This window comes from Streptomyces sp. WMMC940 (assembly GCF_027460265.1).
Lineage (GTDB): Bacteria > Actinomycetota > Actinomycetes > Streptomycetales > Streptomycetaceae > Streptomyces.
The window spans coordinates 2,252,186-2,278,702 of the sequence record NZ_JAPZBC010000001.1; the positions used below are offsets into that span (position 1 = coordinate 2,252,186).

Annotated in this window: 26 protein-coding genes; 8 read left to right on the forward strand and 18 right to left on the reverse strand. The window is 70.3% G+C overall.

Annotated elements, in window-relative coordinates; genetic code table 11:
• Nucleotides 1-114 precede the first annotated feature (114 nt).
• Nucleotides 115-1,095: a hypothetical protein gene (locus O7595_RS09760; protein ID WP_269728321.1), complete on the reverse strand. Its 981-nt coding sequence runs from the start codon at nt 1,093-1,095 to the stop codon at nt 115-117.
• A 470-nt stretch (nt 1,096-1,565) separates the two neighbouring features.
• Between O7595_RS09760 and O7595_RS09765 the strand changes: the two genes are divergently transcribed.
• Nucleotides 1,566-2,684, forward strand: coding sequence for an ABC transporter ATP-binding protein (locus tag O7595_RS09765; protein ID WP_269728322.1), 1,119 nt, complete (start codon nt 1,566-1,568; stop codon nt 2,682-2,684).
• The gene (locus O7595_RS09770) at nt 2,681-3,514 is read left to right on the forward strand and encodes an ABC transporter permease (protein WP_269728323.1); all 834 of its coding nucleotides are present in this window, start codon (nt 2,681-2,683) and stop codon (nt 3,512-3,514) included. The genes O7595_RS09765 and O7595_RS09770 overlap by 4 nt, the downstream gene beginning before the upstream one ends.
• Before the next feature lie 39 nt (nt 3,515-3,553).
• Here the strand turns inward: O7595_RS09770 and O7595_RS09775 are convergent, their stop codons facing one another.
• The gene (locus O7595_RS09775) at nt 3,554-3,883 is read right to left on the reverse strand and encodes an ATP/GTP-binding protein (RefSeq protein WP_269728324.1); all 330 of its coding nucleotides are present in this window, start codon (nt 3,881-3,883) and stop codon (nt 3,554-3,556) included.
• 213 nt (nt 3,884-4,096) lie between these two features.
• Between O7595_RS09775 and O7595_RS09780 the strand changes: the two genes are divergently transcribed.
• Nucleotides 4,097-5,137: an LLM class flavin-dependent oxidoreductase gene (locus O7595_RS09780; RefSeq protein WP_269728325.1), complete on the forward strand. Its 1,041-nt coding sequence runs from the start codon at nt 4,097-4,099 to the stop codon at nt 5,135-5,137.
• A 128-nt stretch (nt 5,138-5,265) separates the two neighbouring features.
• Here O7595_RS09780 and O7595_RS09785 read toward each other — a convergent pair whose 3' ends face one another.
• Nucleotides 5,266-5,658: an SCO5389 family protein gene (locus O7595_RS09785; RefSeq protein WP_269728326.1), complete on the reverse strand. Its 393-nt coding sequence runs from the start codon at nt 5,656-5,658 to the stop codon at nt 5,266-5,268.
• A gap of 284 nt (nt 5,659-5,942) precedes the next feature.
• Between O7595_RS09785 and nucS the strand changes: the two genes are divergently transcribed.
• Nucleotides 5,943-6,605: an endonuclease NucS gene (gene nucS / locus O7595_RS09790; protein ID WP_269728327.1), complete on the forward strand. Its 663-nt coding sequence runs from the start codon at nt 5,943-5,945 to the stop codon at nt 6,603-6,605.
• Between the two features lie 307 nt (nt 6,606-6,912).
• Here nucS and O7595_RS09795 read toward each other — a convergent pair whose 3' ends face one another.
• The 3 genes from O7595_RS09795 to O7595_RS09805 form a co-directional block, all read right to left on the reverse strand.
• Nucleotides 6,913-9,495, reverse strand: coding sequence for an ATP-binding protein (locus O7595_RS09795; RefSeq protein ID WP_269728328.1), 2,583 nt, complete (start codon nt 9,493-9,495; stop codon nt 6,913-6,915).
• A gap of 219 nt (nt 9,496-9,714) precedes the next feature.
• Entirely contained in the window at nt 9,715-10,038 is a 324-nt protein-coding gene (locus O7595_RS09800; RefSeq protein WP_093653370.1) for an STAS domain-containing protein, read from the reverse strand.
• Between the two features lie 231 nt (nt 10,039-10,269).
• Nucleotides 10,270-11,118, reverse strand: coding sequence for a 3-hydroxyacyl-CoA dehydrogenase family protein (locus O7595_RS09805; protein WP_269728329.1), 849 nt, complete (start codon nt 11,116-11,118; stop codon nt 10,270-10,272).
• A gap of 513 nt (nt 11,119-11,631) precedes the next feature.
• Between O7595_RS09805 and O7595_RS09810 the strand changes: the two genes are divergently transcribed.
• Nucleotides 11,632-12,204, forward strand: a complete 573-nt coding sequence (locus tag O7595_RS09810; RefSeq protein ID WP_269728330.1) for a cob(I)yrinic acid a,c-diamide adenosyltransferase — start codon at nt 11,632-11,634, stop codon at nt 12,202-12,204.
• Between the two features lie 102 nt (nt 12,205-12,306).
• On the opposite strand, the gene O7595_RS09815 is transcribed toward O7595_RS09810, so the two are convergent.
• Nucleotides 12,307-12,876 (reverse strand): hypothetical protein, encoded by a 570-nt coding sequence (locus O7595_RS09815; RefSeq protein ID WP_269728331.1) that lies wholly within the window; start codon nt 12,874-12,876, stop codon nt 12,307-12,309.
• Nucleotides 12,877-13,025: 149 nt separating this feature from the next.
• On the opposite strand from O7595_RS09815, the gene O7595_RS09820 reads away from it, so the two are divergent.
• From O7595_RS09820 to O7595_RS09830, 3 genes are all read left to right on the forward strand, one after another.
• Nucleotides 13,026-14,237: a sensor histidine kinase gene (locus tag O7595_RS09820; protein WP_269732439.1), complete on the forward strand. Its 1,212-nt coding sequence runs from the start codon at nt 13,026-13,028 to the stop codon at nt 14,235-14,237.
• Complete coding sequence (locus O7595_RS09825; protein ID WP_269728332.1) at nt 14,234-14,881, forward strand: response regulator; 648 nt, start codon at nt 14,234-14,236, stop codon at nt 14,879-14,881. Before O7595_RS09820 ends, O7595_RS09825 begins: the two co-directional genes overlap by 4 nt.
• Before the next feature lie 159 nt (nt 14,882-15,040).
• Nucleotides 15,041-16,906 carry a glycoside hydrolase family 18 chitinase gene (locus O7595_RS09830; protein WP_269728333.1) on the forward strand — a complete coding sequence of 622 codons (1,866 nt, stop codon included), beginning with the start codon at nt 15,041-15,043 and terminating at the stop codon, nt 16,904-16,906.
• Nucleotides 16,907-17,000: 94 nt separating this feature from the next.
• On the opposite strand, the gene O7595_RS09835 is transcribed toward O7595_RS09830, so the two are convergent.
• The 11 genes from O7595_RS09835 to O7595_RS09885 form a co-directional block, all read right to left on the reverse strand.
• A complete protein-coding gene (locus O7595_RS09835; RefSeq protein WP_269728334.1) occupies nt 17,001-17,771 on the reverse strand; it encodes a hypothetical protein in 771 nt (256 codons plus the stop codon).
• 171 nt (nt 17,772-17,942) lie between these two features.
• Nucleotides 17,943-18,389 carry a DUF2550 domain-containing protein gene (locus tag O7595_RS09840; protein ID WP_138057415.1) on the reverse strand — a complete coding sequence of 149 codons (447 nt, stop codon included), beginning with the start codon at nt 18,387-18,389 and terminating at the stop codon, nt 17,943-17,945.
• 139 nt (nt 18,390-18,528) lie between these two features.
• On the reverse strand, nt 18,529-18,900 hold the full coding sequence (locus tag O7595_RS09845) for a F0F1 ATP synthase subunit epsilon (protein ID WP_138053096.1): 372 nt from the start codon (nt 18,898-18,900) through the stop codon (nt 18,529-18,531).
• Nucleotides 18,901-19,086: 186 nt separating this feature from the next.
• Complete coding sequence (gene atpD, locus O7595_RS09850; RefSeq protein ID WP_269728335.1) at nt 19,087-20,541, reverse strand: F0F1 ATP synthase subunit beta; 1,455 nt, start codon at nt 20,539-20,541, stop codon at nt 19,087-19,089.
• Nucleotides 20,541-21,464, reverse strand: a complete 924-nt coding sequence (locus O7595_RS09855; protein WP_269728336.1) for a F0F1 ATP synthase subunit gamma — start codon at nt 21,462-21,464, stop codon at nt 20,541-20,543. The genes atpD and O7595_RS09855 overlap by 1 nt, the downstream gene beginning before the upstream one ends.
• 20 nt (nt 21,465-21,484) lie before the next feature.
• Entirely contained in the window at nt 21,485-23,080 is a 1,596-nt protein-coding gene (atpA, locus tag O7595_RS09860; RefSeq protein ID WP_269728337.1) for a F0F1 ATP synthase subunit alpha, read from the reverse strand.
• A gap of 145 nt (nt 23,081-23,225) precedes the next feature.
• Nucleotides 23,226-24,041, reverse strand: coding sequence for a F0F1 ATP synthase subunit delta (locus tag O7595_RS09865; protein WP_269728338.1), 816 nt, complete (start codon nt 24,039-24,041; stop codon nt 23,226-23,228).
• Nucleotides 24,038-24,586 (reverse strand): F0F1 ATP synthase subunit B, encoded by a 549-nt coding sequence (locus tag O7595_RS09870; RefSeq protein ID WP_017949947.1) that lies wholly within the window; start codon nt 24,584-24,586, stop codon nt 24,038-24,040. The genes O7595_RS09865 and O7595_RS09870 overlap by 4 nt, the downstream gene beginning before the upstream one ends.
• Before the next feature lie 39 nt (nt 24,587-24,625).
• Nucleotides 24,626-24,862: an ATP synthase F0 subunit C gene (gene atpE / locus O7595_RS09875; RefSeq protein ID WP_017949948.1), complete on the reverse strand. Its 237-nt coding sequence runs from the start codon at nt 24,860-24,862 to the stop codon at nt 24,626-24,628.
• Between the two features lie 78 nt (nt 24,863-24,940).
• A complete protein-coding gene (gene atpB, locus O7595_RS09880; protein WP_269732440.1) occupies nt 24,941-25,711 on the reverse strand; it encodes a F0F1 ATP synthase subunit A in 771 nt (256 codons plus the stop codon).
• 274 nt (nt 25,712-25,985) lie between these two features.
• Nucleotides 25,986-26,423, reverse strand: coding sequence for a hypothetical protein (locus tag O7595_RS09885; protein ID WP_138053102.1), 438 nt, complete (start codon nt 26,421-26,423; stop codon nt 25,986-25,988).
• Between the last annotated feature and the right edge of the window lie 94 nt (nt 26,424-26,517).

Consider the following 26,517-nt stretch of genomic DNA (forward strand, 5'->3'; position numbering starts at 1 on the left):
AGGCGGCGGAGCCCATGGGTCCTGGGCCCCACCGCCGGTCTCGTCTCGTTGTTCCAGGTCCCCGGCTTCGGGTCGGCTATCGGCCGCGCGCTCGCGACAGCCGGTTCACCGGCGTCACTTGCACTGCTTGGCGTTCACTACGGTCCACTTCTTGCGCTTCGAGCCGAACTTGTTCTGATAGCAGGTCTTGTCCTTCAATTTCTTGGAGGCTTCAAGGGTCGGAAAGAAGACCTTTCCTCCTACGGCGAGACCGCAAGCGGTCCCCAGAAGAAGACGCGCCTTGCCGCAGATGTACGCAAGGCCGACCTCCACGCCGAATCCGACCATGGGCGCGATGATTTTCAGCTCACGCCCCCACATACTGATGTAGACACCCCAACCGAGCGAGATTTTGGGGTCCGCCACGACGGGAAACGCGGTCGATTCGCTCGTCTCAACGGTCTGCACCAGGGTGTTGCCGTCAAGCGTGTAGGACGTGGGGACGGCTTCGCCCCGGGCGTCCTTGGCCCAGGGTGCGTCGATGGCGCCGATGGCGCGTTTGCCACCCTCTCCATCTGCGCCCTGCAGGATCTGGTAGCCGCCCTCACCGTCCGGGACGAGTTCGGCACCGTCGGGCAGGTCCAGGTCAAAGCGGTGCGTGGTCGCCGCTGACCGGTCCTTGAGGGTCACCAAAGCGCGTACGGCCCCGGAATCGGTGGCCTGCACCGAGACATCGGTGGCTTGGGCCGCTTCCGGGTAGACGACGGTGCCGCTGCCGGCCAGGACCCCGGACACGTTCTCGGTGACCGGCAGACCGAGACCGACCGTTCCGCCCTCGGGGCCCCGCACCTCGACGGAGCCGTTTGCCTCTTCAGGCGCGGCCACGGTGACGGCTCCGCCGTTCTCCACCGCCACAACGGTGGTGAAGGCGCTCCCCGCCTCGCCGGACGGACGGTCGGCCAGATCCCCGGTACCGGTGGCCCTTTCGACGACTGCGGCCGCGAGCTGGGGCGACGTCGTCACATCCACGGCACCCGCGGGCGTCGCAGAGGCCAGGAGCGAGGTGGTGAGGGCGATTGCGATGGCCCCCGAAGATATTGCGAACGCGGACTTCAAGGCAGCCCAATTCCCCTTGGATAACGAAGCGGAGTGCTTCTACGGATCTGATCTGACCACGAGGACCTCCCGGGCATGCCTGAGAACCCGCTGCGGGCAGGTCAGGCAAGCAAGGAATCGGCGATCGTGCACAGCACCCTGAAAATGCCGCGCGGAGGCCGCCGGCCGAGAATTCCCCCTGGACTCGCCGGGTGTGGTCGGCACCCGACTGATCGGTAGCTTAGGCACGCGGCGAGAGAACAATCAAATGAAGTTCCGGGGACGACCCGGTCGGCGCCCACGCGCCCTGGGGAGCAAGGTCGCCTACGCCCCGGGCGATGCCGGTCGCCCTCTTCCGTCGGATCGTCTCTCGGCACAGGCATGGGCTTGGCCGGAACCGTCAAGGCCCGGATATCCTCGTAGCTCATACGGGGGTGTACGGCAACAGCACGGCCAGGCCCCGACGACCGACAGTCGATGGGGCTGGAGACATGATCGAGGCAGTCGGCCTGACGAAGCGCTACGGCGCCAAGACGGCCGTGTACAACCTTTCCTTCCAGGTGCGGCCCGGTGCCGTCACCGGGTTCCTCGGTCCCAACGGTGCCGGCAAGTCCACGACCATGCGCATGGTCCTGGGGCTCGACCGGCCCACCGAGGGACAGGTGACCATCGGTGGGCTTCCGTACCGGCAACTGCCGAACGCCCCGCGCCAGGTCGGAGCGCTGCTGGACGCCAAGGCGGTCCACGGTGGGCGCAGCGCGCGCAATCACCTGTTGTCGCTGGCGCAGCTCGCCGGCATCCCGGCCCGCCGGGTCGACGAGGTCCTCGGCGTGGTCGGCCTCCACGACGTCGCCAAGCGACGCTCCGGCGGTTTCTCGCTCGGCATGGGGCAGCGCCTGGGCATCGCCGCGGCCCTGTTGGGCGACCCGCAGGTGCTGCTCTTCGACGAGCCGGTCAACGGCCTCGACCCCGAGGGCATCCTCTGGGTCAGGAACCTGATGAAGCAGCTCGCCGCCGAGGGCCGCACCGTCTTCGTCTCCTCCCACCTGATGAGCGAGATGGCGCTGACCGCCGACCACCTGATCGTGATCGGCCGCGGCCAGCTGATGGCCGACATGAGCGTCCAGGACTTCATCGCCCACAACTCGGCCAGCTTCGCCAGGGTCCGGACCCCGGAGACCGAGCCGCAGCAGCGCGAGAAGCTGTCCGCGGCCCTGTCCGAGGCGGGCGGCCAGGTCATGCCCGAACAGGACGGCGCGCTGCGGGTCACCGGGCTCGCCCTGTCGCGCATCAGCGACCTGGCGCACGAGGCGGACGTCCGGCTGTGGGAGCTGTCGCCGCACCAGGCATCCCTGGAGGAGGCGTACATGCGGATGACCCAGGGCGCCGTGGACTACCGCTCGACGGAGGACCAGAAGGCGGGCCTGATGCAGGCGCAGCCCCTGGGTTACGCGCCACCGCAGCCGCAGATCCCCGAGGTGCCCCAGCAGGGCTGGTACGCCCCGCCGCCGCCCGCGCCCGGCGAGAACCCGTACGCGACCGCACCGCCGGCCACTCCCCCGGCGAACGCCGCCCCCACCGACCAGATCAAGCCCGAGGACTCCCGATGACCACCCCCTACCAGCAGCCGGGTGCCGCCATGGGCGCGTACACCTCCCCGATTCCGGTCCGGGCGGCCCACCTCGGCGACGCCCTCGCCTCCGAGTGGACCAAGATCCGCTCGGTTCGCTCCACGATGTGGACGCTGGGCGTGATGATCCTGCTGATGCTCGTGGCCGGTCTCGGGATCGCCGCCTTGGTCGCCGCGGCGGACGTGAACGGCGAGATGGCCAGTGAACCCGTGCTCGGCCTGGGTGTGTTCGGCGCGCTGATCGGCTGCATCTGTGTGATCACCCTCGGCTCGCTGACGGTCACCTCGGAGTTCGGCACCGGGATGATCCGCACGACGCTGACGGCCTGCCCGAGCCGGAGCCGGGTGCTCATGGCGAAGTCGCTCGTCTTCTTCGGCCTGGCCTTCGTCACGACGCTGGTGACCACCGCTTTCGTCGCTCTCTGCCAGGTGGCGATCCTCGACGGCCGGGAGCCGACCACCGAGGAGTGGCTCCTGTCCACCGTGGGCTCATCGCTGTTCATCGCCCTGCTCGGACTGGCGTCGCTGGGTATGGGCGCGGTGATCCGGCACTCCGCCGGGACGATCACGGTGATGCTGGGCATCATGCTGATGCCGCTCGTGGCCGGATTCTTCATGCTCGGGTCCGCAGCCCTGTCGGACGTGAGCGAGTTCCTGCTCGGCTACTCGATCCCGGCGCAGCTCATCGGCGTCTACGGTGAGGCCGCCGGATCGGGGCCCGCGGGCTGGACGTCCGTACTGCTGATGCTCGGTGTCACGGGGGCCTCCCTGGGAAGCGCCTTTGTCGTGATCAACAGCCGCGACGTCTGACCGCCGCCAGCCGGCGCTTCGGCAGCCGGACCGGGCCCTTCAGTACCGAGGCGCGTTGCGGGACCGCTGCACCCGGGAGGTGCGGCGGTCCTTCGCGTTCCAGCACGCCTTGTGCCAGTGCCGCCGGTCGTCCACGCCCCCGTACTCGGGCCAGGCCACCACGTGCGGCGTGCCGGACGGGATCTCCTGGTCGCAGCCCGGGCAGCGGTAGCGCTTGCCCGCGGCGCTCGCCCCCGCGACGTGCCGGACCCGCCAGTCCTCGCCCTGCCAGTTCTCGGACCGCTCCGCACCACCGTACCGGTCGCCCATGTCACCGGCGCGGTCGGTCGGCTTCTCCCCGCCGCGAGGGCGGTTTCTGCGCGGGGACACGTGACACCTCGGGAGCAGAGCGGACAGTTCGCCCCCAAGCCTACGGTCCCGGACGGTGGGCGGGCGTCCGTTACGGCACCGAGCACACCACCCGCAGGGGCCAGTTACCGGAAAATCGCAACAACTTCATTCGGGGCCGTGCCTTTGGCACGTGTCAGACGTTGTTGCCTGTGTGGGGGGAATGCCGCGTCGGCCGCAAGGAGGCATCAGGCGATGCGCGTTGGATCTTTTGTACTGGCCGCCCAGTTCCCGGGGCAGGGGCATGGAGAGGCGCTGCACCGGGCCGTTCGGTCCGCCGAGGCGGCGGAGGCCGCCGGGCTGGACTCGGTCTGGCTGGCCGAGCACCACTTCGTACCGTACGGGGTTTGCCCGTCGGCGGTGACCCTGGCCGCGCTGCTGCTCGGGCGCACGGAACGGATCCGGGTGGGCACGGCGGTGAGCGTCCTGCCGACCGCCCATCCCGTGGCGCTGGGAGAGCAGGCGGCGCTGCTGCACCTCACCTCGGGAGGCCGGTTCTCCCTCGGTGTGGGCCGCGGCGGCCCCTGGGTCGATCTGGAGGTCTTCGGAGCCGGCCTCGCGGCGTACGAGAAGGACTTCCCCGAGTCGCTGGACCTGCTGCTGCGCTGGCTGCGGGAGGCCCGCGTGGGCAGCGAGGGGGAACGATTCGCTTTCCGTGAGGTCCCCGTCGTACCACGCCCCGACGATCTGATCGTCGAGGACGGCGACGGTCCCGCGGGCCCCGAGGTGATCGTGGCCTGCACCTCCCCCGCGTCGGTCCGGTTGGCGGCCGAGCGCGGGCTGCCGATGCTGCTCGGGATGCACTGCGGCGACGAGGAGAAGGCGGACATGGTCGCCCTCTGGCGGAGCCACGCCCTCGCGGCGGGACACGACCCGGAGGCGGTGGCCGCGGCCGGCCATGTGTCGGCCGGTGTGGCGCAGATCGCGGACAGCCGCACGGCGGCGGAGGAGACCCTCGTCAAGGCGATGCCGGGCTGGCTGAAGCAGGGCCTCGACGCGCATGTGACGGTCGACGGACGGCGGCGCGCGATGCGTGACCCGGTCGCCTACACGGAGTTGCTGTGCCGGCTGCACCCGGTGGGCCCACCGGTGCTGGCGGCGGACCGGCTCGCGGCGACCTCCGAGCGCACCGGCATCACCCGGTTCGCGCTCCTCTCCGAGGGCTCGGGAGATCTCGCGGCGACGGAGGAGAACGTGCGGCGGCTCGGCGCCGAGGTGCTTCCGCTGCTCCGCTGAGTTGGCCGGCGCACGTGCGGGCCGCACGACCGTACGGCCCGCACGCCTCCCCCGGCCCGTCGTCCGGCGGAGGCTGCCGCCCCGGCATCCATGACGCCTCCTGAGATGCGGAGCGGCAGCGGAAGACATCAGCAGTCGCGCAGTTCGGGCGACTGGTTGAGCAGCTGTGCCCTTACGGAAGTGAAGCGGGCGAGCCGCTCGTCCACCGAGGAGTCCAGCGGGAACACCGCGACGCGGTGGCAGTTCTGGAAAGCGAGCCGTACTCCGAAGTGCCGCTGCAGCGCACCCCGGATGGCGTCACTCGCGAGCGCGCGCAACAGCTGACCACGTGCCTGCTCGTCCGGCGGAGGCGTCTGGTTGTCGGCGAACTCGCCGCCGTCCACCTTCAGCTGAGCCACCAGAGAACTGATCATCTCCCATGCGAAGGGCAGGGAGGTCCGGACGCAGTCGACGAATGCAGCTTCGTCGACCTCGCCTCGCTCGGCCTGTTCCAACAGCGCCGGTGAGACGTCGAGCGACATGGGTTCTCCTCTCGCGACCCCGCTGAACGGGGTCTTACGGGCAGGGAAGGAGGCGACCGTTCCTGCCCGGCTGCGGCGCTGAAGACGACGCAGAGTGCACGACCGGCGACCTCCTGCTTCCACGTTATGCGCGCTGTCTGGTCCGCACCAGGAGAATGGGAACACAACCGGCCAACAACGTAAGGGCACAAGAAGGGCGACCCGTAGGGACTCGGACAGGGGCAGTGTGGGCGACAGCTGGAGGAATCGCGCGCGAGGAGGTCGGTCGAGTAGCGTTGCGCACCATGCGTCTCGTCATCGCCCGCTGTTCCGTGGACTACGCCGGCCGGCTCACCGCCCACCTGCCCTCCGCTCCCCGTCTGATCCTGGTCAAGGCGGACGGCAGCGTCTCCATCCACGCCGACGACCGGGCGTACAAACCGCTGAACTGGATGTCCCCGCCCTGCAGCCTCAAGGAGGGGGACGACGGCGTCTGGACGGTCACCAACAAAACGGGCGAGAAACTGATCATCACGATGGAGGAGGTCCTCCACGACTCGTCCCACGAGCTGGGTGTGGACCCGGGCCTCATCAAGGACGGCGTGGAGGCGCACCTCCAGGAGCTGCTGGCAGACCGTATCGAGACACTGGGCGAGGGCTACAGCCTGATCCGCCGCGAGTACCCGACGGCGATCGGCCCCGTGGACATCCTGTGCCGCGACTCCGACGGCGCGACGGTGGCGGTGGAGATCAAGCGCCGCGGTGAGATCGACGGCGTCGAGCAGCTCACCCGCTATCTGGATCTGCTGAACCGCGACCCCCATCTCGCCCCGGTACGCGGTGTGTTCGCCGCACAGGAGATCAAACCCCAGGCGCGCGTGCTGGCGACGGACCGCGGCATCGGCTGTGTGGTGCTGGACTACGACGCCCTGCGTGGCATCGAGGACGACAAGCTGCGGCTCTTCTGACGGGAGGCACGCGTACACGGGCGGCCCGCTGTGTGCGTGCCGCCCGCGCCTTGTGTGCGCGGGCGCACCGGGCGGCGTGGGTGTACGCGTCGAGGTGACGGCGTGCGCGCGGACGCAGCGCCGCGGGTGCCGGGCGCGTCACTCCGGCGCGCTCGCCGCGGTGACGGCCCGCGTACCGCCGCCCCCTCTTGCCGTTCCGTGCGCCCGTCCGAACCGGACCGGACGCCTCCGAACCGAACAGGCCCGGACCGGACCGCGACGGGCGGTGCGGGCCTGCCCGAAGCCGGGGGCCCTGACGCGCCCCCGCTCAGGACGACGAACTGCTGGGGTCCGCCTGGTTGCCGCTGGGGCTGCTCGACGTGGTGCCCGTGCCGCCGTCAGTCGTACCGCCGTCCGCAGTGCCGCCGTCGGTCGTGCCACCGTCGGTGGTCCCGCCGTCGGTCATACCCCCGTCAGTCGTGCCACCGTCGGTGGTCCCGCCGTCGGTCATACCCCCGTCAGTCGTACCACCCTCAGTCGTACCGCCGTCGGCCGTACCGCCGCTCGGGCCGCTGGACGAGCCACCGGTCGTCGGCGAACCCGACGAACCCGACGACGAGCCGCCCGTCGACGGGGAACCCCCCGTAGACGACGAACCACCGGTCGTGCCGCCCGTCGTCGACGAGGACGAGCCACCGGTCGCCGAGCCGGTCGTGCCCGAACCGCCCGTCGAGGAACCGCTGCCCGACGTGGCCGGGTCGCCCGCCGAGCCGCTCTCACCGGGCCGGGCGGTGCCCGGGGCCGCCGGAGCGCCACCCGACGTACCGCCGGTGGTGCCGTCCGCGGGACCGCTCGTGGAGTCGTCGGAAGGCTCGTCGGCGTTGAGGCCGTCGCTCCCCTCGCCCTCGTTCGCCGAATGTTCGCTGGTCACGCGGTTCGCCGGAGTCTCCTCGTCGGAGGTCGCCCCGAGCGTCACCACCGTCCCGAGGACCACGGCCAGCAGGACGCCCGCTCCGGCTGCGACGAGATGGCGCCGGGGGCCGGAGACGGCGAGCCGGCGGGCGCCGGCGAGCAGTCCGGCCGGCGAGGCAGGGGTGTCACGGCGGGTCACCAGCGTCTCGACCGGCGCGGAGACGACCGCGAGGCCCTTGCCCGGGGACACCGGCTCCTCGGTGCGGACGGACGGAGCACCTTCGCCCTCGGACGTGTCCGTGCCGGGGAGCCGGGCTCCCTCGCGGTCGGTCACGAGGGCCAGCGCCCTCCGGCCGGCGACCGTGCCGCGCTTGTCGGCCAGCGCTCCGCGCATGGCGATGGACGCCTCGAGTTCGGCCCGCGCCCGGTCGAGGCTGCCCGAGCAGAGGGCCAGTACGCCGAGCTCGTGGAGGAAGTAGGCCTCCTCGGCGACCTCGCCCGCGGTCCGGGCCGCCTCCTGACCGGCGCGCAGGGCGCGCTGCCACGCCTGCCAGTGCAGTCCGGCCGCGAACGCGGGTGCGGCGCTGCGGGCCAGCAGCACGGCGGTGCTGGCGTGCCCGGTCTCCTGCGCGGGCACCAGCGCGCCCAGTGCCGCGAGGATCGCGTCGGCCTCCGACGACGCCCGCGCGGGCGTCACCGAGGGGTGCCCCGTCCACCAGGCGTAGTGCTGGGCGGCCGTGTGGGCGCGGCCGAGGGCGCCCTCGCCGTACCCGGCGGCCTCGAGCTGCGCGGCGACCCCGGCCGCAAGCCGGTAGCGGGGGCCGACGGGGCTGAGCAGGGCGCAGCCGGTCAGTTCGCCGAGCGCGGCGTCCGCGTGGGTGTCGCCGACGAGGGCGGGGAGATGGGCCTGGTGCGGGACCTCGCCGCCGAGGGCGACCGCGAACCGGAGGGTGTCCCGGGTGGACTCGCTGAGCCGGGAGGCGAGCAGCGCGGCGGGGGCGGCACCTTCGCCCAGCGTCGGCAGCGGGACGTCGGGACCGTCGCCGAAGACGTTGTCCCCGTCGTCGTCATCGTCGTCGCGCTCCTCGGGGACGTTGCGCAGGGCGTCGCGCTGCCTCAGCAGCGCGCCGGCCTGGACGAAGCGCAGGGGCAGCCCCTCCGACTCGAACCAGAGGTCGCCGGCCCAGTTGGCCTCCTCGTCGGTGAGCGGCCGGTCCACGGCCCGCTCGAGGAGCTCCAGCGCCGTGCCGCGCTCGAGCCCGGAGAGGAAGACCTCTTCGACTCGGGAGTCGGCCGAGGGCGGCGCGACGTCGGGTGTCGCGGCGAGCAGGAAGGCGCATTCCGGGGTGGCGTCCAGCAGTTCGTCCAGGGCGCTCCCGCCGAACTCCAGGTCGTCCACGAGGACGACGGCGCCGATCTCGCGGACGTGTCCGAGGAGCTCCGCACGGTCGGGCCGGTGCAGGGGCGCGTTGTGGACGGCGGTGAAGAGTTCGTAGAGGAGCTCGGCAGAGGTGCGGTGGTGTCCGGAGAGGCGGACGACGCCGTCGGGGGCGAGGTCCGCGCAGTCGGCGGCGACGGCGTCGAGCAGGGCGGTGCGACCCGATCCGGCCGGGCCGGTCAGCCGTACCGTACGGCCGTGCCCCAGGAGCCGGACGAGCCGCTCGCGCTCCTCCTGACGCGCCAGCAGCGGCAGCGCGGGGGCGGCCGGTCCGGGCGGGACCGGGGGCCGGCCGGCGCGCCGCAGTTCGTCGCGCTCCTCGGTGGTGTGCCGGACGGGGGCGGCGGGTTCCGTGCCGGGGGGACAGGGCTCGATCTCGCTGCCGTCGACCGGGTTGACGGTGAGCGCGAAGTCGCCGGCGACCACGCGCACCGTCCGTGCGGGTGCGGCCTTCTGGTGGGCGAACTCCGGCGGTACCGCGTCGCGCGGCGGCCGCTGCGGGGTGCCGCCCTCCTCGGTGCCGCGGTCGTACTCGTCCGGTCCCGGATTCCTCGGGTCCATGGTCAAAGCCCCCCAGATGACGTCTCGTGCGGAAGCCCCTCCCGGCCGGTCTGCACGCTCCGCTGCCGCTTCTGGTCCGGTGCCCGCCGTGTGGGTTCGTGAAGAGGCAGGCGACCGGAGCCTAGACGCTCGCCGGGTGTCGGGGAACAGCCGGGGGGCCGCCCGCCCCAGGACGTCACGGTCTCGTGATGATTGTGCGCCCTGGCAGGTGTCGTCCGCTCAGACCCGGGGCAGGGACTCTGCGGCGATTCCGCCCTCGATGGCCAGGATGCGGTGCAGCCGGGTGGCCACGAGGAGCCGCTGCATCTGCGGCGGCACACCCCGCAGGACGAGGCGCCGGCCGCAGCGGCCGGCCCGCCGGTGCGCGCCCATGATGACGCCGAGGCCGGTGGCGTCCCAGGAGTCGAGATTGCTCAGGTCGAGCACGAGATCGCCCACTCCGTCGTCGACGGCCGAGTGCAGGACCGTTCGGGCGTCCGCCGCGCTCCGGACGTCGAGGCGGCCCCCGACGACCAGCTCGGCATGGTCGCCCCTGATGTGCATATGCGCTCCCCGAGAGTGCCTGTGTCCGTCAGGTCTGACTTGTACGTCTGTCTTCTGACTCTGCGTTCGATTGTCGCGTTCGACCGTGAGCTTCGACTGCGTATTTCTTTGCACCAACTGACTGCCACACGGGCAGAGAAGTTGCCGTCTGTAAGCGAACCGATACCGAATTCACCCTGAGGGGTGACGGTACGCAGGGGCGTACGGCCCCCGCGCACCCAGGGTCGGAGTTCAGTGCTTGTAGAAGCCCTGCCCGCTCTTGCGTCCGATGTCACCGGCGTCCACCATCCGGCGCATCAGCTCCGGCGGCGCGAACTTCTCGTCCTGCGACTCGGTGTAGATGTTGCCGGTGGCGTGGAGCAGGATGTCGACGCCGGTCAGGTCGGCGGTGGCCAGCGGCCCCATCGCGTGGCCGAAGCCGAGCTTGCAGGCGATGTCGATGTCCTCGGCGGTCGCCACGCCCGACTCGTACAGCTTGGCGGCCTCCACGATGAGCGCCGAGATCAGACGGGTGGTCACGAAGCCCGCGACGTCACGGTTGACGACGATGCAGGTCTTGCCCACGGACTCGGCGAACTCACGGGCGGTGGCGAGCGTTTCGTCGCTGGTCTTGTAGCCGCGGACGAGTTCGCACAGCTGCATCATGGGAACGGGCGAGAAGAAGTGGGCACCGACGACGCGCTCCGGCCGCTCGGTCACGGCCGCGATCTTGGTGATCGGGATGGCGGAGGTGTTGGACGCCAGCACCGCCTCGTCCCGTACGAGCTTGTCGAGCGCACGGAAGATCTCGTGCTTCACCTCGAGCTTCTCGAAGACCGCTTCGACGACGACGTCCGCGTCGGCCACCGCGTCGAGGTCCGTGGTCGTGGTGATGCGCCCCAACGCGGCCTCGGCGTCGGCAGCTTCGAGCTTCCCCTTGGCCACGAACCTGTCGTAGGACGCCTTGATGCCGTCGGTGCCGCGAGTCAGGGCCGCGTCGGTGACGTCACGCAGCACGACGTCCCAGCCCGCCTGGGCGGAGACCTGCGCGATACCGGACCCCATGAGTCCGGCCCCGATGACGGCGAGCTTCCTGGCCACTGCTGCACCCCTTAACACACGTTTACATATCGGATCTCTGCGGAGGTTAGCGGCCTCGGGGCGCCGTGTGGCGGCGAAGAGATACGCGTCACGTCTCAGATGACGGACATCACATCGGGAGGCGGGAGGGCGCCGCTTCACGCACCGTCCCGGGCGGTGCCCGTACGGTCCCGCCGGGCCCGGGAACCGGGGGACGCGGCGCCTCGGACGCGCACTCACCGAGTCGCCGGGACAGCCCCGGCGCGACCGTACGGGGACGGGCCCGCCGCCCCGTGACGGTACCGCCCCGGCAGGCCGCGGCGGGGGCCCCGGGGCGGCGCGCCTTCGCGGACACGGCCCGAGGGCCGTCCGTGATCCGCGGTGGATCGGCGCGCGGCATCGGATGCGGAGCATCGCACGACAGAGCGGCGTCCTCCTGCTCGGGCGTATTCGGATGATCCAACGACGCAGCCAGTGCCGCGGCCGACGTCGTGTGCCCGATGGGGGTCACGAGACAGCCCTTAGGCTGGCCGCATGGTCAATCTGACGCGCATCTACACGCGCACCGGCGACAAGGGCACCACGGCGCTCGGGGACATGAGCCGCACGAGCAAGACCGATGTGCGCATCTCCGCCTACGCGGACGCCAACGAGGCCAACGCGGCCATCGGGACCGCCGTCGCGCTCGGCGGGCTCCCGGAGGAGGTCGTGAAAGTCCTCGTGCGGGTCCAGAACGACCTCTTCGACGTGGGGGCGGACCTTTCCACACCCGTCGTGGAGAACCCGGAGTACCCGCCGCTGCGCGTGGAACAGCAGTACGTGGACAAGCTGGAGGCGGACTGCGACCGCTTCCTCGCCGACCTGGACAAGCTCCGCTCGTTCATCCTGCCGGGCGGCACGCCGGGCGCCGCGCTGCTGCACCAGGCGTGCACGGTGGTACGGCGGGCCGAGCGCTCCACCTGGGCGGCCATGGAGGTGCACGGCGAGACGATGAACCCGCTGACGGCGACCTACCTCAACAGGCTGTCCGACCTGCTCTTCATCCTCGCCCGGACGGCGAACAAGGAGGTCGGGGACGTCCTCTGGGTGCCCGGCGGCGAGCGCTAGCCGCACTGCCCGGGCGCCCGGCGCCCGGGCCGGGAGGTGTTCCGAAGTCCGTCCGTCCGCCCGCGGCCGGACGGACCTCCCCGACCTCCCAGGACGGAACGCCTAGTAGGACTTGGTCAGGTCCCCCGCCGAGGCCTTCTTCGGGCCCTTCTTCGGAAAGAGCGCGTAGCTCAGCGCGAAGAGTCCGTGGAAGGCCACGATCCGCCAGGAGGTGTGCATCCAGCCCTCCAGCGAACCCGTCCGCGCGGCGTCGCCGACGTACCAGGCGGCGGCCTGCAGCAGACCGGTGGCGACGGCCGCACCGACCACCGTGCCCAGCCAGACCCGGCCCTCGTGCCGGGCGCGCGCGGCGCCGTGGGTCGGGGGCTTCACGGGCGGCGGACCGCCGCCGAGCCGGTGCGCGGCATGGCCGTCGAGCCACTTGACGGTCCGATGGCCGTGGCCCACGGTGTAGCCGATGTAGAGCGCGGCGAGACCGTGCTTCCAGCTCGGGTCGGCCCCGTTCCTGAGGTCGAGGGCCGTCACCACCAGCAGGACGATCTCCAGCAGCGGCTCCATGAGCAGGATGGCCAGTCCGGTCCTCGGCATCCTGAGCGGATAGCGCGCGGCGAGACCGGCGGCCAGCAGCACCCAGAATCCGACCTCGCAGACGATGATCAGCGTGACGATCACGGTGGTTCCCCCCTTCGTACCGGAACCAGGCTCCCCGACGGCGCACCCGGACGCGTCGTCGCCGGTGACGAACCGTGACTGCACCCTTCGATGTATCCGGGCTCACCCCGGACGGGGAGGCCGGGAGGCTCCCCGGCGTGTTTCATGGGGTGGTGACCATCCCCCGCCCTCATCGCCACGACGCCGTCATCGCCGTCACCGGCCTCGTCGGCGGTCTGCTGCTGTGGTCGCTCGGTCTGCACACCACCGAGGGCGGCCGTCCGCTGTCCGGGCCGTGGGTCACACTCGTGCCGCTCTTCGCCATGTCGGGGCTGGAGCTGCTGCGGCGGACCATGCCGAGGACTGCGCTCCTCGCCGGCACGGCCGCGGTCGTGGCGGACCAGTTCACACCGGGCAACCTCGCGACGGTCCTGATGTTCACGGACATCGTGTACGCGGCCGTCGTGTACGGCCCGCCGGCCTCGGCACGGCGCATCCCGTACACCACCGGGCTGATCACGGTCGGGGCGACGATCGGCTTCCTCACCTGGTTCCGGCATCCCTCCGCGCTGCTCGTCGGGGTGGTCGTGGGACTGGTGTCGTTCGGCCCGGCGGCGACCGGCGCGCTCGTGCGCGACCACCGCGAGGCCGCGGAGGCGGCACGGCTGCGCGCGCAGCAGACGGCGCTGCTCGCCGAGATGGACCGGAGGGAGGCGATCATCGCCGAGCGCACCCGGATGGCCAGGGAACTGCACGACCTGGTCGCCAACCACCTCTCCGCGATCGCCATCCACTCCACCGCGGCGCTGTCCCTGGACGAGCCCGCGACGACGCGGCAGGCACTCACCGTCATCCGGGAGAACAGCGTGGAGGGACTGGCGGAGATGCGGCGGCTGATCGGGCTGCTGCGGGACAGCGGCGACGGCGCCGAGCCCGCCGTCGCCCCCACCCTGGCCGGCCTTGACGCGCTCATGGCGCAGGCCCGCACCAACGGCGCCGCGAGCGGACTGGACTTCATGCTGGACGACGCGATCGACACGGATACCGCGCCTCCCGTCCCGGTGGCGCTCGCGGCCTACCGGATCGTGCAGGAGTCGCTCACGAACGCGCTGAAGCACGCGGACGCGGGCGAGGTCGCCGTCCGGCTCACCGGCACCACCGGCCGGGCGCTGACGGTGACGGTGACCAGCCCGTACGGCAGCGGGCCGGGGCCGCGCGCGCCGGGGTCGGGCGCCGGGCTGGTCGGGATGCGGGAGCGGATCGCACTGCTGGGCGGTGAGTTCGCGGCGGGACCCGAGCCCGGCCCGGCCGGCGGCCCGGCGAGGATCTGGCGGGTACGGGCGGTGCTGCCCATGGTGGACGACAAGGAGCCCTCGGCATGATCCGGGTAGTGGTCGCGGAGGACCAGAAGTCCGTCAGGGCCGGTCTGGTCCTGATTCTGGGCAGCGCCCCCGACATCGAGGTGGTGGGCGAGGCCGGGGACGGCGAGGAGGCGGTACGGCTGGCCCGGGGACTGCGGCCCGATCTGGTGCTGATGGATGTGCAGATGCCGCGGCTGGACGGGGTCTCGGCGACCCGTCAGGTCGTCGCGGAGGGCCTCGCGGACGTGCTGGTGCTGACGACGTTCGACCTCGACGAGTACGTCTTCGGCGCACTGCGCGCGGGGGCCGCCGGCTTCCTGCTGAAGAACACCGAGGCGAAGGACCTGATCGAGGGGGTGCGCACGGTCGCGCGCGGCGAGGGCCTGGTCGCGCCGGCGGTGACCCGGCGGCTGCTCGCCGAGTTCGCCTCGCCCACGCCCGTGCCGTCGCCGGACGCTCCCGACACCGCCGTGCTCGACGTGCTGACGCGGCGCGAGCGCGAGGTGCTGTCCTGTCTGGGTGAAGGGCTGTCGAACGCCGAGATCGCGGTGCGGCTGCAGATGGCCGAGGCCACGGTGAAGACCCACGTCAGCAGGCTGCTGGGCAAGCTGGAGCTGCGCAGCCGGGTGCAAGCGGCCGTACTGGCACAGGAGTTGGGGGTCTGACAGCCCGGACAGCCGCCCCACCCCGCCGATGGTCTGGACCTCTTGACGATTGGTCCAGACCTTCCTACGCTCGCCGCACGCACACCGCGGTGAGCCCCGCGGAGTGCTCTGCACGGACCGACCCCCGACCCCGTCCGTCCGCGAACTCGAGGAGCACCCTTGAGCACGAGTACCCCCCGCACCAGAAGCAGATTCAGAGCCCGAGCGACGGCGGGACTCACCGCCCTGCTGCTCCCCTTCGCCGCCATGGTCGGACTCGCCACACCCGCCCAGGCAGCAACCTCCGTCACCGCCACGTACGCCAAGGTCCAGGACTGGGGCAGCGGCTTCGAGGGCAAGTGGACGGTGAAGAACACCGGCACCACCTCGATCAGCACCTGGACCGTCGAGTGGGACTTCCCCTCCGGCACGTCCGTGACCTCCGCGTGGGACGCCGACGTCACCGGCTCGGGCACCCACTGGACCGCGAGGAACAAGAGCTGGAACGGCACCCTCGCACCCGGCGCCTCGGTGTCCTTCGGCTTCAACGGCGCCGGCGCCGGCTCGCCCGCCAACTGCAGGATCAACGGCGGTTCCTGCGACGGCGGCACCGTCCCCGGTGACAACCCGCCGTCCGCGCCCGGAACCCCGTCCGCCGGCGGGGTCACCGACACCGCGGTGACGCTCGGCTGGACCGCGGCCACCGACGACAAGGGCATCAAGAACTACGACGTCCTCCGCGACGGCACCCGCGTCGCGACCGTCACCGGCCTCACGTACACCGACACCGGGCTCACCGCGGGCACCGACTACTCGTACACGGTGCGGGCCCGCGACACCGCCGACCAGACCGGACCCGTCAGCGGCGCCCGCGCCGTGCGGACCACCGGCGGCGACCCGGGTCCCGGCCCCGGTCCCGGCCCCGGCCCCGGCTCGAAGATCAAGCTCGGCTACTTCACCAACTGGGGCGTCTACGGCCGCAACTACCACGTCAAGAACCTGGTGACCTCCGGCACCGCCGCCAAGATCACCCACATCAACTACGCCTTCGGCAACGTGCAGAACGGCCAGTGCACCATCGGCGACTCCTACGCCGACTACGACAAGGCCTACACCGCCGACCAGTCGGTCGACGGCGTCGCCGACACCTGGGACCAGCCGCTGCGCGGCAACTTCAACCAGCTCCGCAAGCTCAAGCAGCGCTACCCGCACATCAAGATCCTGTGGTCCTTCGGCGGCTGGACCTGGTCGGGCGGCTTCCCGCAGGCCGTCCAGAACCCGACCGCGTTCGCCAACTCCTGCTACAACCTGGTCGAGGACCCGCGCTGGGCCGACGTCTTCGACGGCATCGACCTCGACTGGGAGTACCCGAACGCCTGCGGCCTGTCCTGCGACACCAGCGGCCCCGCCGCCTTCAAGAACATGATGCAGGCCATGCGCACCAAGTTCGGCCCGAACAACCTGGTCACGGCCGCCATCACGGCCGACGCGAGCTCCGGCGGAAAGATCGACAAGACCGACTACGCGGGCGCCGCGCAGTACTCCGACTGGTACAACGTGATGACGTACGACTTCTTCGGCGCCTTCGACGCGGACGGCCCGACCGCCCCGCACTCGCCGCTCACGTCGTACGCCGGCATCCCGCAGCAGGGCTTCACCTCCGCGGAGGCGATCGCCAAACTCAAGGCCCAGGGCGTACCTGCGGGCAAGCTGCTGCTGGGCATCGGCTTCTACGGCCGCGGCTGGACGGGTGTCACCCAGTCCGCGCCGGGCGGTTCGGCCACCGGGCCCGCCCCCGGCACGTACGAGCAGGGCATCGAGGACTACAAGGTCCTCAAGAACAGCTGCCCCGCCAACGGCACCGTCGCCGGGACGGCTTACGCCCACTGCGGCTCCAACTGGTGGAGCTACGACACCCCGGCGACCATCGGCAGCAAGATGAGCTGGGCGAAGAACCAGAGCCTGGGAGGCGCGTTCTTCTGGGAGTTCAGCGGGGACACCGCGAACGGTGAGCTGGTGAGCGCGATCAGCACCGCGCTGGGATAGCCGCAGCGCCCGAACGGGGGTGGTGCTCCGCACCACCCCCGTTTCCCGTACGGCGCGGGGGCGTGGGCTGCTCACCCCGCGCCCCGTCGCTGCCCTACACCGTCACCGGATAGGACAGCAGAAGGCTCACGGCAGCCAGCAGGGCCGCCACGGTGAGCCCGAGCAGCACACGCTGGGCGCGCCCCGCCCGGGCCCGCCCGGCCACCGCGGCGAAGAACAGGACCAGGGCGAACAGCACGGCCGTCAGGACGTAGTTGTCCGATCGCTGATTCGCCTGACGCGCCGTCGCCGACTTCCGTTCCGCCTGGCGAAGGAGGCGGTCGGCCGCCTCGTCGGCGGCGAGTCGGTACTCCGGCATGGCGAACGGCGTCGGTGGCGCCTCGAGGTTCCTCAGAGGACGCTCCGCGAGCCAGGCGGACACGGCCGGCTTGAACTCCTGGCGGAACCTCGCGAAGAGGAAACCGGAGACGCTGTTCGGGTCCGGTGTGTACACACCCTCGGGCCGCTTCGACGGGTCGGCGGCGATCTCCTCGTTGAGCGCGGTGAGCCACTGCGTGAAGGAGATGACGTCGATGGTCAGGAGCTGGCCCGCCTCGGCCGAACGCCGTGAGGACTCTGTGCGCGCCGCGGACGCCTGCGCGTAGGAGTTCGCCTGCACACCACTCCATTTGGCGCTCTGGAACCCGGCCCACGCGGTACCGACCGCGGCCAGCGCGAGGATGACCGTCAGAAGGAGCTCGATCCGGTCCCGTCCGCGCCCCGTTTCCACCGGTTCGTCACCGGCCGGGCCTCCCGTACCGCCGCTTCCCCGACCCGGTCCGCCGTCGTCCGCGCCCTCCTCGGCACGCTCGTCCGCTGTGCTCATGGCGCGAGCCTATGCGTGCCGAGATCGGAAAGTGCCGCGAACCGGACCGCAGTCGTCCGGGCGGGGGCGCCACGAGCCGAGTATCACCCGGATTCCGTAAGGACACCGGCCCGGCCTCAGGCGCAACACCGACTCTCCCCCGGACTCCGTTCCGGGGGAGAGTCCCTCCAACTAGGCCACATTGACTCGTTGGCCGGGAGGTGCCGCCTCCAGCCAGGCCAGGAAGCCGGTCAGCGCGTCCTCGCTCATCGCCAGCTCGAGACGGGTGCCGTGGTGCAGACAGCCGAGGACGACCGCGTCCGACAGCAGCGCCAGCTCCTCCTCGCCCTCGGGCAGACGCCGGGCGACCACCTCGATCGCCGAGCGCTCCAGGGCGCGCCGCGGACGGAGGGCGTAGGAGAAGACCCGGAACCACTCGACCCGGTCGCCGTTGTAGCGGGCCACGCCGTACACCCAGCCCTTGCCCGAGTGGTCGCCGTCCTCCGGCACGTTCCAGCGCAGGCTGCAGTCGAAGGTGCCGCCCGAGCGCTGGATCAGCCTGCGGCGCAGACCGAAGACGAAGAGCCCGATCACCACCAGTGCGACGACCAGTCCGCTCACGAGCAGAGCGAGGAACATCTTCACCGACCTCCTCGCTTCGTCCCGTAGCGGAATACGACCTGCACCTGCATCTGCACCTGCATTGCCTCAGCCGCGACCTGGTCTGGAGAAGTCCAGTCCGGGCCGCGGCTGAGAGTGGTTCATCGGCGGGGTGCGCTCAGCGCACCGCCACCGCGCGCAGCCGAACCTCGGCGCGCCGCTCGGCGGCGGCGTCGTCGTCGGCCTTGGCGCGCTCCAGCGCACGCTCGGCGCGCTGGGCGTCGATCTCGTCCGCCAGCTCGGCGATCTCCGCCAGCAGCGACAGCTTGTTGTCGGCGAACGACATGAAACCGCCGTGCACTGCGGCGACGACCGTTCCCTCGTTCGTACGGATGGTCACCGGGCCCGACTCCAGCACACCGAGCAGCGGCTGGTGACCGGGCATGACGCCGATGTCGCCGGACGTGGTGCGCGCGACGACCAGGTTGGCCTCGCCGGACCAGACCTGGCGGTCGGCGGCGACCAGCTCGACGTGCAGCTCAGCAGCCAAGGGTGGCTCCTCGGGTCACCACCCGGCGGTCATGCCGGGTGTTGGGTCATAAGTCTAATAGGGGCCCGGGCGCCGAAACGCCCGGGGCCGTCCGGGGCCCGCCGCACGGGCGGCTGATTCAGGACCCCGGGAGGGCGTGAGAAGGGGGGCGGGACGGACCCCGCCCCCCGTCACGAGTCACGGGACTCAGGAGACGCCGAGCTCCTTGGCGTTCTTCTTGAGGTCCTCGAGACCACCGCACATGAAGAAGGCCTGCTCCGGGAAGTGGTCGAAGTCGCCGTCGCAGATCGCGTTGAACGCGGCGATCGACTCGTCCAGCGGAACGTCCGAACCGTCCACACCGGTGAACTGCTTCGCCGCGTGGGTGTTCTGGGACAGGAAGCGCTCGACACGACGGGCACGGTGGACGACCAGCTTGTCCTCCTCGCCCAGCTCGTCGATGCCGAGGATCGCGATGATGTCCTGGAGGTCCTTGTACTTCTGCAGGATCCCCTTGACGCGCATGGCGGTCGTGTAGTGGTCCTGCGAGATGTAACGCGGGTCCAGGATGCGGGACGTGGAGTCCAGCGGGTCCACCGCGGGGTAGATGCCCTTCTCGGAGATCGGACGGGAGAGAACCGTCGTCGCGTCGAGGTGGGCGAAGGTGGTCGCCGGCGCCGGGTCGGTCAGGTCGTCCGCGGGGACGTAGATCGCCTGCATCGAGGTGATCGAGTGACCTCGGGTCGAGGTGATGCGCTCCTGGAGGAGGCCCATCTCGTCCGCCAGGTTCGGCTGGTAACCCACCGCGGACGGCATACGGCCGAGCAGGGTGGACACCTCGGAACCCGCCTGGGTGAAGCGGAAGATGTTGTCGATGAAGAACAGCACGTCCTGCTTCTGCACATCGCGGAAGTACTCCGCCATGGTCAGACCGGCCAGGGCGACGCGCAGACGGGTGCCCGGGGGCTCGTCCATCTGGCCGAAGACCAGCGCGGTCTTGTCCAGAACACCGGACTCTTCCATCTCGGCGATGAGGTCGTTGCCCTCACGGGTGCGCTCACCGACGCCGGCGAACACGGAAACACCCTCGTGCAGCTTCGCCACACGCATGATCATTTCCTGGATGAGGACGGTCTTGCCGACACCGGCACCACCGAACAGACCGATCTTTCCACCCTTGACGTACGGGGTGAGAAGGTCGACGACCTTCAGGCCGGTCTCGAACATCTCGGTCTTCGACTCGAGGTCCTCGAACTTCGGGGCCTTGCGGTGGATCTCCCAGCGCTCGGACTCCTGGCCGTTCGCCTCCGGCTCGTTCAGCACCTCACCGAGGGTGTTGAACACCTTGCCCTTGGTGAAGTCGCCGACCGGGACGGTGATGCCCTTGCCCGTGTCGGACACCGGGGCCTGGCGGACCAGACCGTCGGTGGGCTGCATCGAGATGGTGCGGACGACGCCCTCGCCGAGGTGCTGCGCGACCTCGAGCGTCAGGGTCTTGGTGGTACCCGGGTTCGCCGGGTCCGGCACCTCGACGTTCAGCGCGTTGTAGATCTCCGGCATCGCGTCGACGGGGAACTCCACGTCGACGACCGGGCCGATGACCCGCGCGACGCGGCCAGTGGCCACGCCAGCAGGAGCGGTCGGCTCAACAGTGGTGGTCATTAGTAGTCACTCCCCGCGGTCGCGTCGGCCAGGGCGCTCGCGCCACCGACGATCTCGCTGATTTCCTGGGTGATGTCGGCCTGGCGGGCCGCGTTGGCAAGTCGGGTGTACGTGTTGATCAGATCACCCGCGTTGTCGGTCGCCGACTTCATCGCCTTGCGGCGGGACGCGTGCTCGGAAGCCGCGGCCTGCAGCAGGGCGTTGTAGATCCGGCTCTCGACGTACCGCGGAAGCAGTGCGTCGAGGACGTCCTCCGCCGACGGCTCGAAGTCGAACAGCGGAAGCAGTTCGTCCTTCCCGCCGCCCCCGGCCTCCGCCTTCGCCTCGTCGAGGCTGAGCGGCAGCAGCCGACCGTCGATCGGCGTCTGCGTCAGCATCGAGACGAACTCGGTGAAGACGATGTGGAGCTCGTCCACGCCGCCCTCGGCCGTCTCCTTCTCGATCGCCTCGATCAGCGGCGCCGCGATGTCCTTGGCGTTGGCGTACGAGGGATTGTCGGTGAAGCCCGTCCACGAGTCCGCGATCTTCATCTCACGGAAGCCGTAGTAGGCCACGCCCTTGCGGCCGACGACGTAGGTGTCGACCTCCTTGCCCTCGCCGCGGAGCCGCTCGGTCAGCCGGGCGGCCGTCTTGATCGCGTTCGAGGAGTAGCCGCCGGCCAGACCGCGGTCGCTCGTGAGGAGCAGGACAGCGGCACGGGCCGGGGACTCCGCCTCCGTGGTCAGCGGGTGCTTCGTGTTCGAGCCGGTCGCCACCGCCGTGACCGCGCGGGTCAGCTCGGTCGCGTACGGCGTGGAGGCCGCCACCTTGCGCTGCGCCTTGACGATGCGCGAGGCGGAGATCATCTCCATCGCCTTGGTGATCTTCTTCGTCGCGGTGACCGACTTGATACGACGCTTGTAGACCCGGAGCTGGGCTCCCATGAGTCAGGTCCCTTCCGTCGTCACTTCGAGACGTTGACGGTCGCCGCGTCCTCGCCGAGCAGCTTGCCGTCGGAGGTCTCGAACTGCTTCTTGAAGTCGGCGATCGCCTCGGCCAGCTTCTCCAGCAGGTCGTCGGACATCTTGCCGCCCTCGCGGATGGAGGTCATCAGCGTCTTGTGCTCGCGGTGCAGGAACTCGAGCAGCTCGGACTCGAAGCGGCGGATGTCCTCGACCGGGACGTCGTCCATCTTGCCGGTGGTGCCGGCCCAGATGGAGACGACCTGGTTCTCCGTCGGGTACGGGGCGTACTGCGGCTGCTTCAGCAGCTCGACCATGCGCTTACCGCGCTCCAGGGCGGACTTCGAAGCGGCGTCCAGGTCGGAACCGAAGGCGGCGAACGCCTCCAGCTCGCGGTACTGGGCCAGGTCGACACGGAGTCGGCCGGAGACCTGCTTCATGGCCTTGTGCTGGGCGGAGCCACCGACGCGGGAGACCGAGATACCGACGTTCAGGGCCGGGCGCTGACCGGCGTTGAACAGGTCGGACTCCAGGAAGCACTGGCCGTCGGTGATGGAGATGACGTTGGTCGGGATGAACGCCGAGACGTCGTTGGCCTTGGTCTCGACGATCGGCAGACCGGTCATCGAGCCGGCGCCCATCTCGTCGGACAGCTTGGCGCAGCGCTCCAGCAGACGCGAGTGCAGGTAGAAGACGTCACCCGGGTAGGCCTCACGGCCCGGCGGGCGGCGCAGCAGCAGCGACACGGCGCGGTAGGCGTCGGCCTGCTTCGACAGGTCGTCGAAGACGATGAGGACGTGCTTGCCCTCGTACATCCAGTGCTGGCCGATGGCCGAACCGGTGTACGGCGCCAGGTACTTGAAGCCGGCCGGGTCGGACGCCGGGGCGGCGACGATCGTCGTGTACTCGAGGGCACCGGCCTCCTCCAGCGCGCCGCGCACGGACGCGATGGTGGAGCCCTTCTGGCCGACGGCGACGTAGATGCAGCGGACCTGCTTCTTCGGGTCGCCGGAGCGCCAGTTGTCGCGCTGGTTGATGATCGTGTCGACGGCCAGCGCGGTCTTGCCGGTCTGGCGGTCGCCGATGATCAGCTGACGCTGGCCGCGGCCGACCGGGGTCATCGCGTCGACGGCCTTGTAGCCCGTCTCCATGGGCTCGTGGACCGACTTGCGCTGCATGACCGTCGGGGCCTGCAGCTCAAGGGCGCGGCGGCCCGAGGTCTCGATCTCGCCGAGGCCGTCGATCGGGTTGCCGAGCGGGTCGACAACGCGGCCGAGGTATCCCTCGCCGACGGCGACGGACAGGACCTCGCCGGTGCGCTGGACCGGCTGGCCCTCCTCGATGCCGCTGAACTCACCGAGGACGATGGCACCGATCTCGCGGTCCTCGAGGTTGAGGGCGAGGCCGAGGGTGCCGTCCTCGAACTTCAGCAGTTCGTTGGCCATCGTCGAGGGAAGACCCTCGACCTTCGCGATGCCGTCGCCGGCAAGGCTGACCGTACCGACCTCCTCGCGCGAGGCCGCGTCCGGCTTGTACGACTGGACAAAGTTCTCCAGCGCGTCCCGGATCTCCTCCGGCCGGATCGTGAGCTCCGCCATCTGGGTTCCCTGCTCTCCTTGTTGGGCCCGAAGTTTCTTTGGGGGTCTGGGGCTGTATCCGTGACGGCTTGCGCCGCGGGACCCCCAGGAATCCTCTGCGGCCCAACCGGGCCGCCTAGCAATTCTTGTTTTTCTTGGTGGCCGGTCAGCCCGCGAGACGGCGCTGCGCCTCGGCGATGCGGTCCAGGACCGTCCCGTCGATCAGCTCGTCGCCGACCCGCACCGAGATCCCGCCGAGGACCTCGGGGTCCACGTCCAGGTTCAGGTGCATCTCGCGGCCGTACACGTTCGCCAGTACGGCTCCGAGGCGCTGCTTCTGCCGGTCGGACAGCGGTACCGCGGAGGTGACCACGGCGACCGTCCGGTTCCGGCGCTCGGCGGCGAGCTTGGAGAGGGACTCGAGTCCCGCTTCCAGGCTACGTCCACGCGGTGCCGTGACGAGACGGGCCACGAGCCGCTCGGTGCCGGCGTTGGCCTTGCCGCCGAGGAGGCTGCGGACCAGCTGGGACTTGGCGGCCGCAGTGGCGGTCCGGTCGGTCAGCGCGGCGCGCAGCTCCGGGTTGGAGGAGACGATTCGGCCGAACCGGAACAGCTCGTCCTCCACGTCGTCCAGGGCGCCGGCCTTCTGCGCGGCCGTGAGCTCGGCGGTGGCCGCCAGCTCCTCGAGCGCGTCCACCAGGTCGCGGGACTGCGACCAGCGGGAACGGACCATGCCGGAGACCAGGTCGACGGCCTCGCCGCCCACCTGACCGCTCAGCAGTCGCGCGGCCAGCTCGACCTTGCCCTCACCGGGCTGCGCCGGGTCGGTCAGGACCCGACGCAGCGACACCTCGCGGTCGAGCAGCGCGGTAACGGCGACCAGCTCCTCGGCGAGCTTCGCCGCGTCGACCGACGTGCTGTCGGTCAGCGCGTCGAGACGCTCGCGTGCGGCGGCCAGTGCCTCGCGGCTCGCTCCGTTCATCGGGCAGCCTCGGCCTTCTCCTCGAGCTCGTCGAGGAAGCGGTCGATGACGCGGCTCTGGCGGGCGTGGTCCTCGAGGGACTCACCGACCAGCTTGCCGGCCAGGTCGGTGGCGAGCTTGCCCACGTCCTGGCGCAGCGCGGACGCCGCGGCCTTGCGGTCGGCCTCGATCTGGGCGTGACCGGCGGCGACGATCTCCTCGCGCTGCCGCTGGCCTTCCGCGCGCATCTCGGCGATGATCGCGGCGCCCTGCTCCGTGGCCTCCTGGCGCAGACGCGCGGCCTCGTGACGGGCCTCGGCGAGCTGAGCGCGGTACTGCTCGAGCACGCTCTGGGCCTCGACCTGGGCCGCCTCGGCCTTCTCCATGCCGCCTTCGATGGCCTCGCGGCGCTCTTCCAGAACCCTGTTGATGTTCGGGAGGAGCTTCTTGGCGAGGAAGAAGAAGACGATGGCGAAGGCGATCGTGCCGACGAGCAGCTCGGGGCCCGGGGGAAGGAGCGGGCTCTGCTCCTCCCCGGCCGCCAGCTGAACGAGGTTGGCGATCACATCAATGCCTTTCGTCGAGAAGTGTCAGGTAGCTGTGAATTAGCGACCGAACACGAACGGCATAACGATGCCGATGAGGGCGAGCGCCTCACAGAAGGCGAAGCCGAGGATCTGGTTGGCACGGATCAGGCCGGCAGCCTCGGGCTGACGGGCCAGAGCCTGGGTGCCGTTACCGAAGACGATGCCGACGCCGATGCCGGGGCCGATGGCGGCGAGGCCGTAGCCGATGGAGCCGAGCGAACCGGTGACAGCGGCGAGGGTCTCAGTGGCAGCCATGCTGATTCTTCCTTTTCATTCACGGACCGGTGGGGGTTGGCCACCGGACGTTCGGGGGTGGTGCGGGCGAGGTACGACTCAGTGGTGCTCGGCGAGAGCGCCCTGAATGTAGGAGCAGGCCAGCAGGACGAAGACGTACGCCTGGACGGCCTGGACGAAGAGCTCGAAGACGATCATGGCCATCGTCATCGCGAAGGAGACGCCGGCGGCCGGGATCATGTAGCTGTTCAGCAGGTACCAGGAGGCGACGGTGAACATCACCAGCATCAGGTGACCGGCGAACATGTTCGCGAAGAGCCGGACCGCGTGGGTGAACGGGCGGACCAGCAGGTTCGAGAACAGCTCGATGAACGAGACCAGCCACTTGATGGGGCCGAGCGACGGGTCGTAACCGGTGATGTTCTTCCAGCCGCCGACAAAGCCGTGGCGTTTGAAGGTCAGCGACACCCAGATCACGTAGACGAGCACCGCGAGGACGATCGGGTACGCGATGATCGACGACACCGGGAACTGGGCCAGCGGGATCACGGACCAGATGTTCATGATCCACACGAAGAAGAAGATCGAGACCATCAGCGGGACGTACTTCTCGCCCTCCCGCTTCCCGAGGGTCTCGTAGACGATCCCGCGGCGCACGAAGTCGTAGCCGGCCTCGCCGATCATCTGCAGCTTGCCCGGGACCACCTTGGCCTTGCCGAAGGCCACCCAGAAGAAGCTGACGACGACGAGCGTGGTGAGCAGCGCGAGCAGCATCACCTTGTTGAAGCCGTAGCCACCGACGGTGAAGATCGGCTGGAAGAGGAAGGAGTGCAGGCCCGGTGCCGGAAAGCCACAGCCGTTGTCGGCCATGATGCGGCAGCTCCAGTCAAAGGCGAGCGTGGTCTGTTCAGCACTCACCGCGGGCTCCTTCGGCGTGACGCATGGGTTCGGCAACCTCGTTGTGTCGGCGCGGCGCGCAGCCGCGAGTCGGCACCGGACTGGTGTTTCGGATGTGGGGGCGGCGGTCAGGCATCGAGGCCTCGCGATCGAGCAGGCGTCAGCTCAGATGCCCGCGCCCGCAGTGCCGCAGTTGGCACCGGACGATAGCAGTTTCTCGAACGCGCACTTATCCCGGCCCTACCCGTCACGTCGACGGCCCCGTCTTTTCGCCCTTGCGGGGATCAGACGGCTCCGGTTCGACGTAGAGGATCTTGGCCTTCATATGGGCACGGGCCTGTGCGGCCACCCAGACGAGCGTCGACGCGACGATGGAGGCCGCGAACGTCCTGGGGTTGAACAGCGTGGTGTCCTTGAAGGCGGCGACGAAGATGAACAACACGAGCAACTGGGTCGTGTAGAGCATCAGTCCCATCGCCTGGAACAGCTGCGGGAGGTGCTTCGCCGTCCTCTGCAGGACGACGATCCCGATTCCCATGAAGACGATGACCACCAAGGTGCCGACGACCGCGCCGAGGGCCCCCTTGCCGCCGGCGAGCACACCGCTGACGATCGCGGCGATCACGCCGACGGCAGCGGTGGGCACGACGGTCTGCAGGAGAGTCCGGACGTCGTTGGACGGCATGGCGGCGGCTCCGCGGGGTGGTGGGGGCACTGGTGTCGTCAAGGACGAGCGTAGATCCGGTCCGAGGTGGGTCTCGGGCACCGAGGAGACCGTC

Bases quoted from the DNA above. Each gene is read 5' to 3' on its own strand.
- O7595_RS09765 (WP_269728322.1), top strand. From the start codon at position 1,566: ATGATCGAGGCAGTCGGCCTGACGAAGCGCTACGGCGCCAAGACGGCC.
- O7595_RS09770 (WP_269728323.1), top strand. From the start codon at position 2,681: ATGACCACCCCCTACCAGCAGCCGGGTGCCGCCATGGGCGCGTACACC.
- O7595_RS09780 (WP_269728325.1), top strand. From the start codon at position 4,097: ATGCGCGTTGGATCTTTTGTACTGGCCGCCCAGTTCCCGGGGCAGGGG.
- O7595_RS09785 (WP_269728326.1), bottom strand. From the start codon at position 5,658: ATGTCGCTCGACGTCTCACCGGCGCTGTTGGAACAGGCCGAGCGAGGC.
- nucS (WP_269728327.1), top strand. From the start codon at position 5,943: ATGCGTCTCGTCATCGCCCGCTGTTCCGTGGACTACGCCGGCCGGCTC.
- O7595_RS09795 (WP_269728328.1), bottom strand. From the start codon at position 9,495: ATGGACCCGAGGAATCCGGGACCGGACGAGTACGACCGCGGCACCGAG.
- O7595_RS09800 (WP_093653370.1), bottom strand. From the start codon at position 10,038: ATGCACATCAGGGGCGACCATGCCGAGCTGGTCGTCGGGGGCCGCCTC.
- O7595_RS09810 (WP_269728330.1), top strand. From the start codon at position 11,632: ATGGTCAATCTGACGCGCATCTACACGCGCACCGGCGACAAGGGCACC.
- O7595_RS09825 (WP_269728332.1), top strand. From the start codon at position 14,234: ATGATCCGGGTAGTGGTCGCGGAGGACCAGAAGTCCGTCAGGGCCGGT.
- O7595_RS09835 (WP_269728334.1), bottom strand. From the start codon at position 17,771: ATGAGCACAGCGGACGAGCGTGCCGAGGAGGGCGCGGACGACGGCGGA.
- O7595_RS09840 (WP_138057415.1), bottom strand. From the start codon at position 18,389: ATGTTCCTCGCTCTGCTCGTGAGCGGACTGGTCGTCGCACTGGTGGTG.
- atpD (WP_269728335.1), bottom strand. From the start codon at position 20,541: ATGACCACCACTGTTGAGCCGACCGCTCCTGCTGGCGTGGCCACTGGC.
- O7595_RS09855 (WP_269728336.1), bottom strand. From the start codon at position 21,464: ATGGGAGCCCAGCTCCGGGTCTACAAGCGTCGTATCAAGTCGGTCACC.
- atpA (WP_269728337.1), bottom strand. From the start codon at position 23,080: ATGGCGGAGCTCACGATCCGGCCGGAGGAGATCCGGGACGCGCTGGAG.
- O7595_RS09865 (WP_269728338.1), bottom strand. From the start codon at position 24,041: ATGAACGGAGCGAGCCGCGAGGCACTGGCCGCCGCACGCGAGCGTCTC.
- atpE (WP_017949948.1), bottom strand. From the start codon at position 24,862: ATGGCTGCCACTGAGACCCTCGCCGCTGTCACCGGTTCGCTCGGCTCC.
- atpB (WP_269732440.1), bottom strand. From the start codon at position 25,711: ATGGCCGACAACGGCTGTGGCTTTCCGGCACCGGGCCTGCACTCCTTC.
- O7595_RS09885 (WP_138053102.1), bottom strand. From the start codon at position 26,423: ATGCCGTCCAACGACGTCCGGACTCTCCTGCAGACCGTCGTGCCCACC.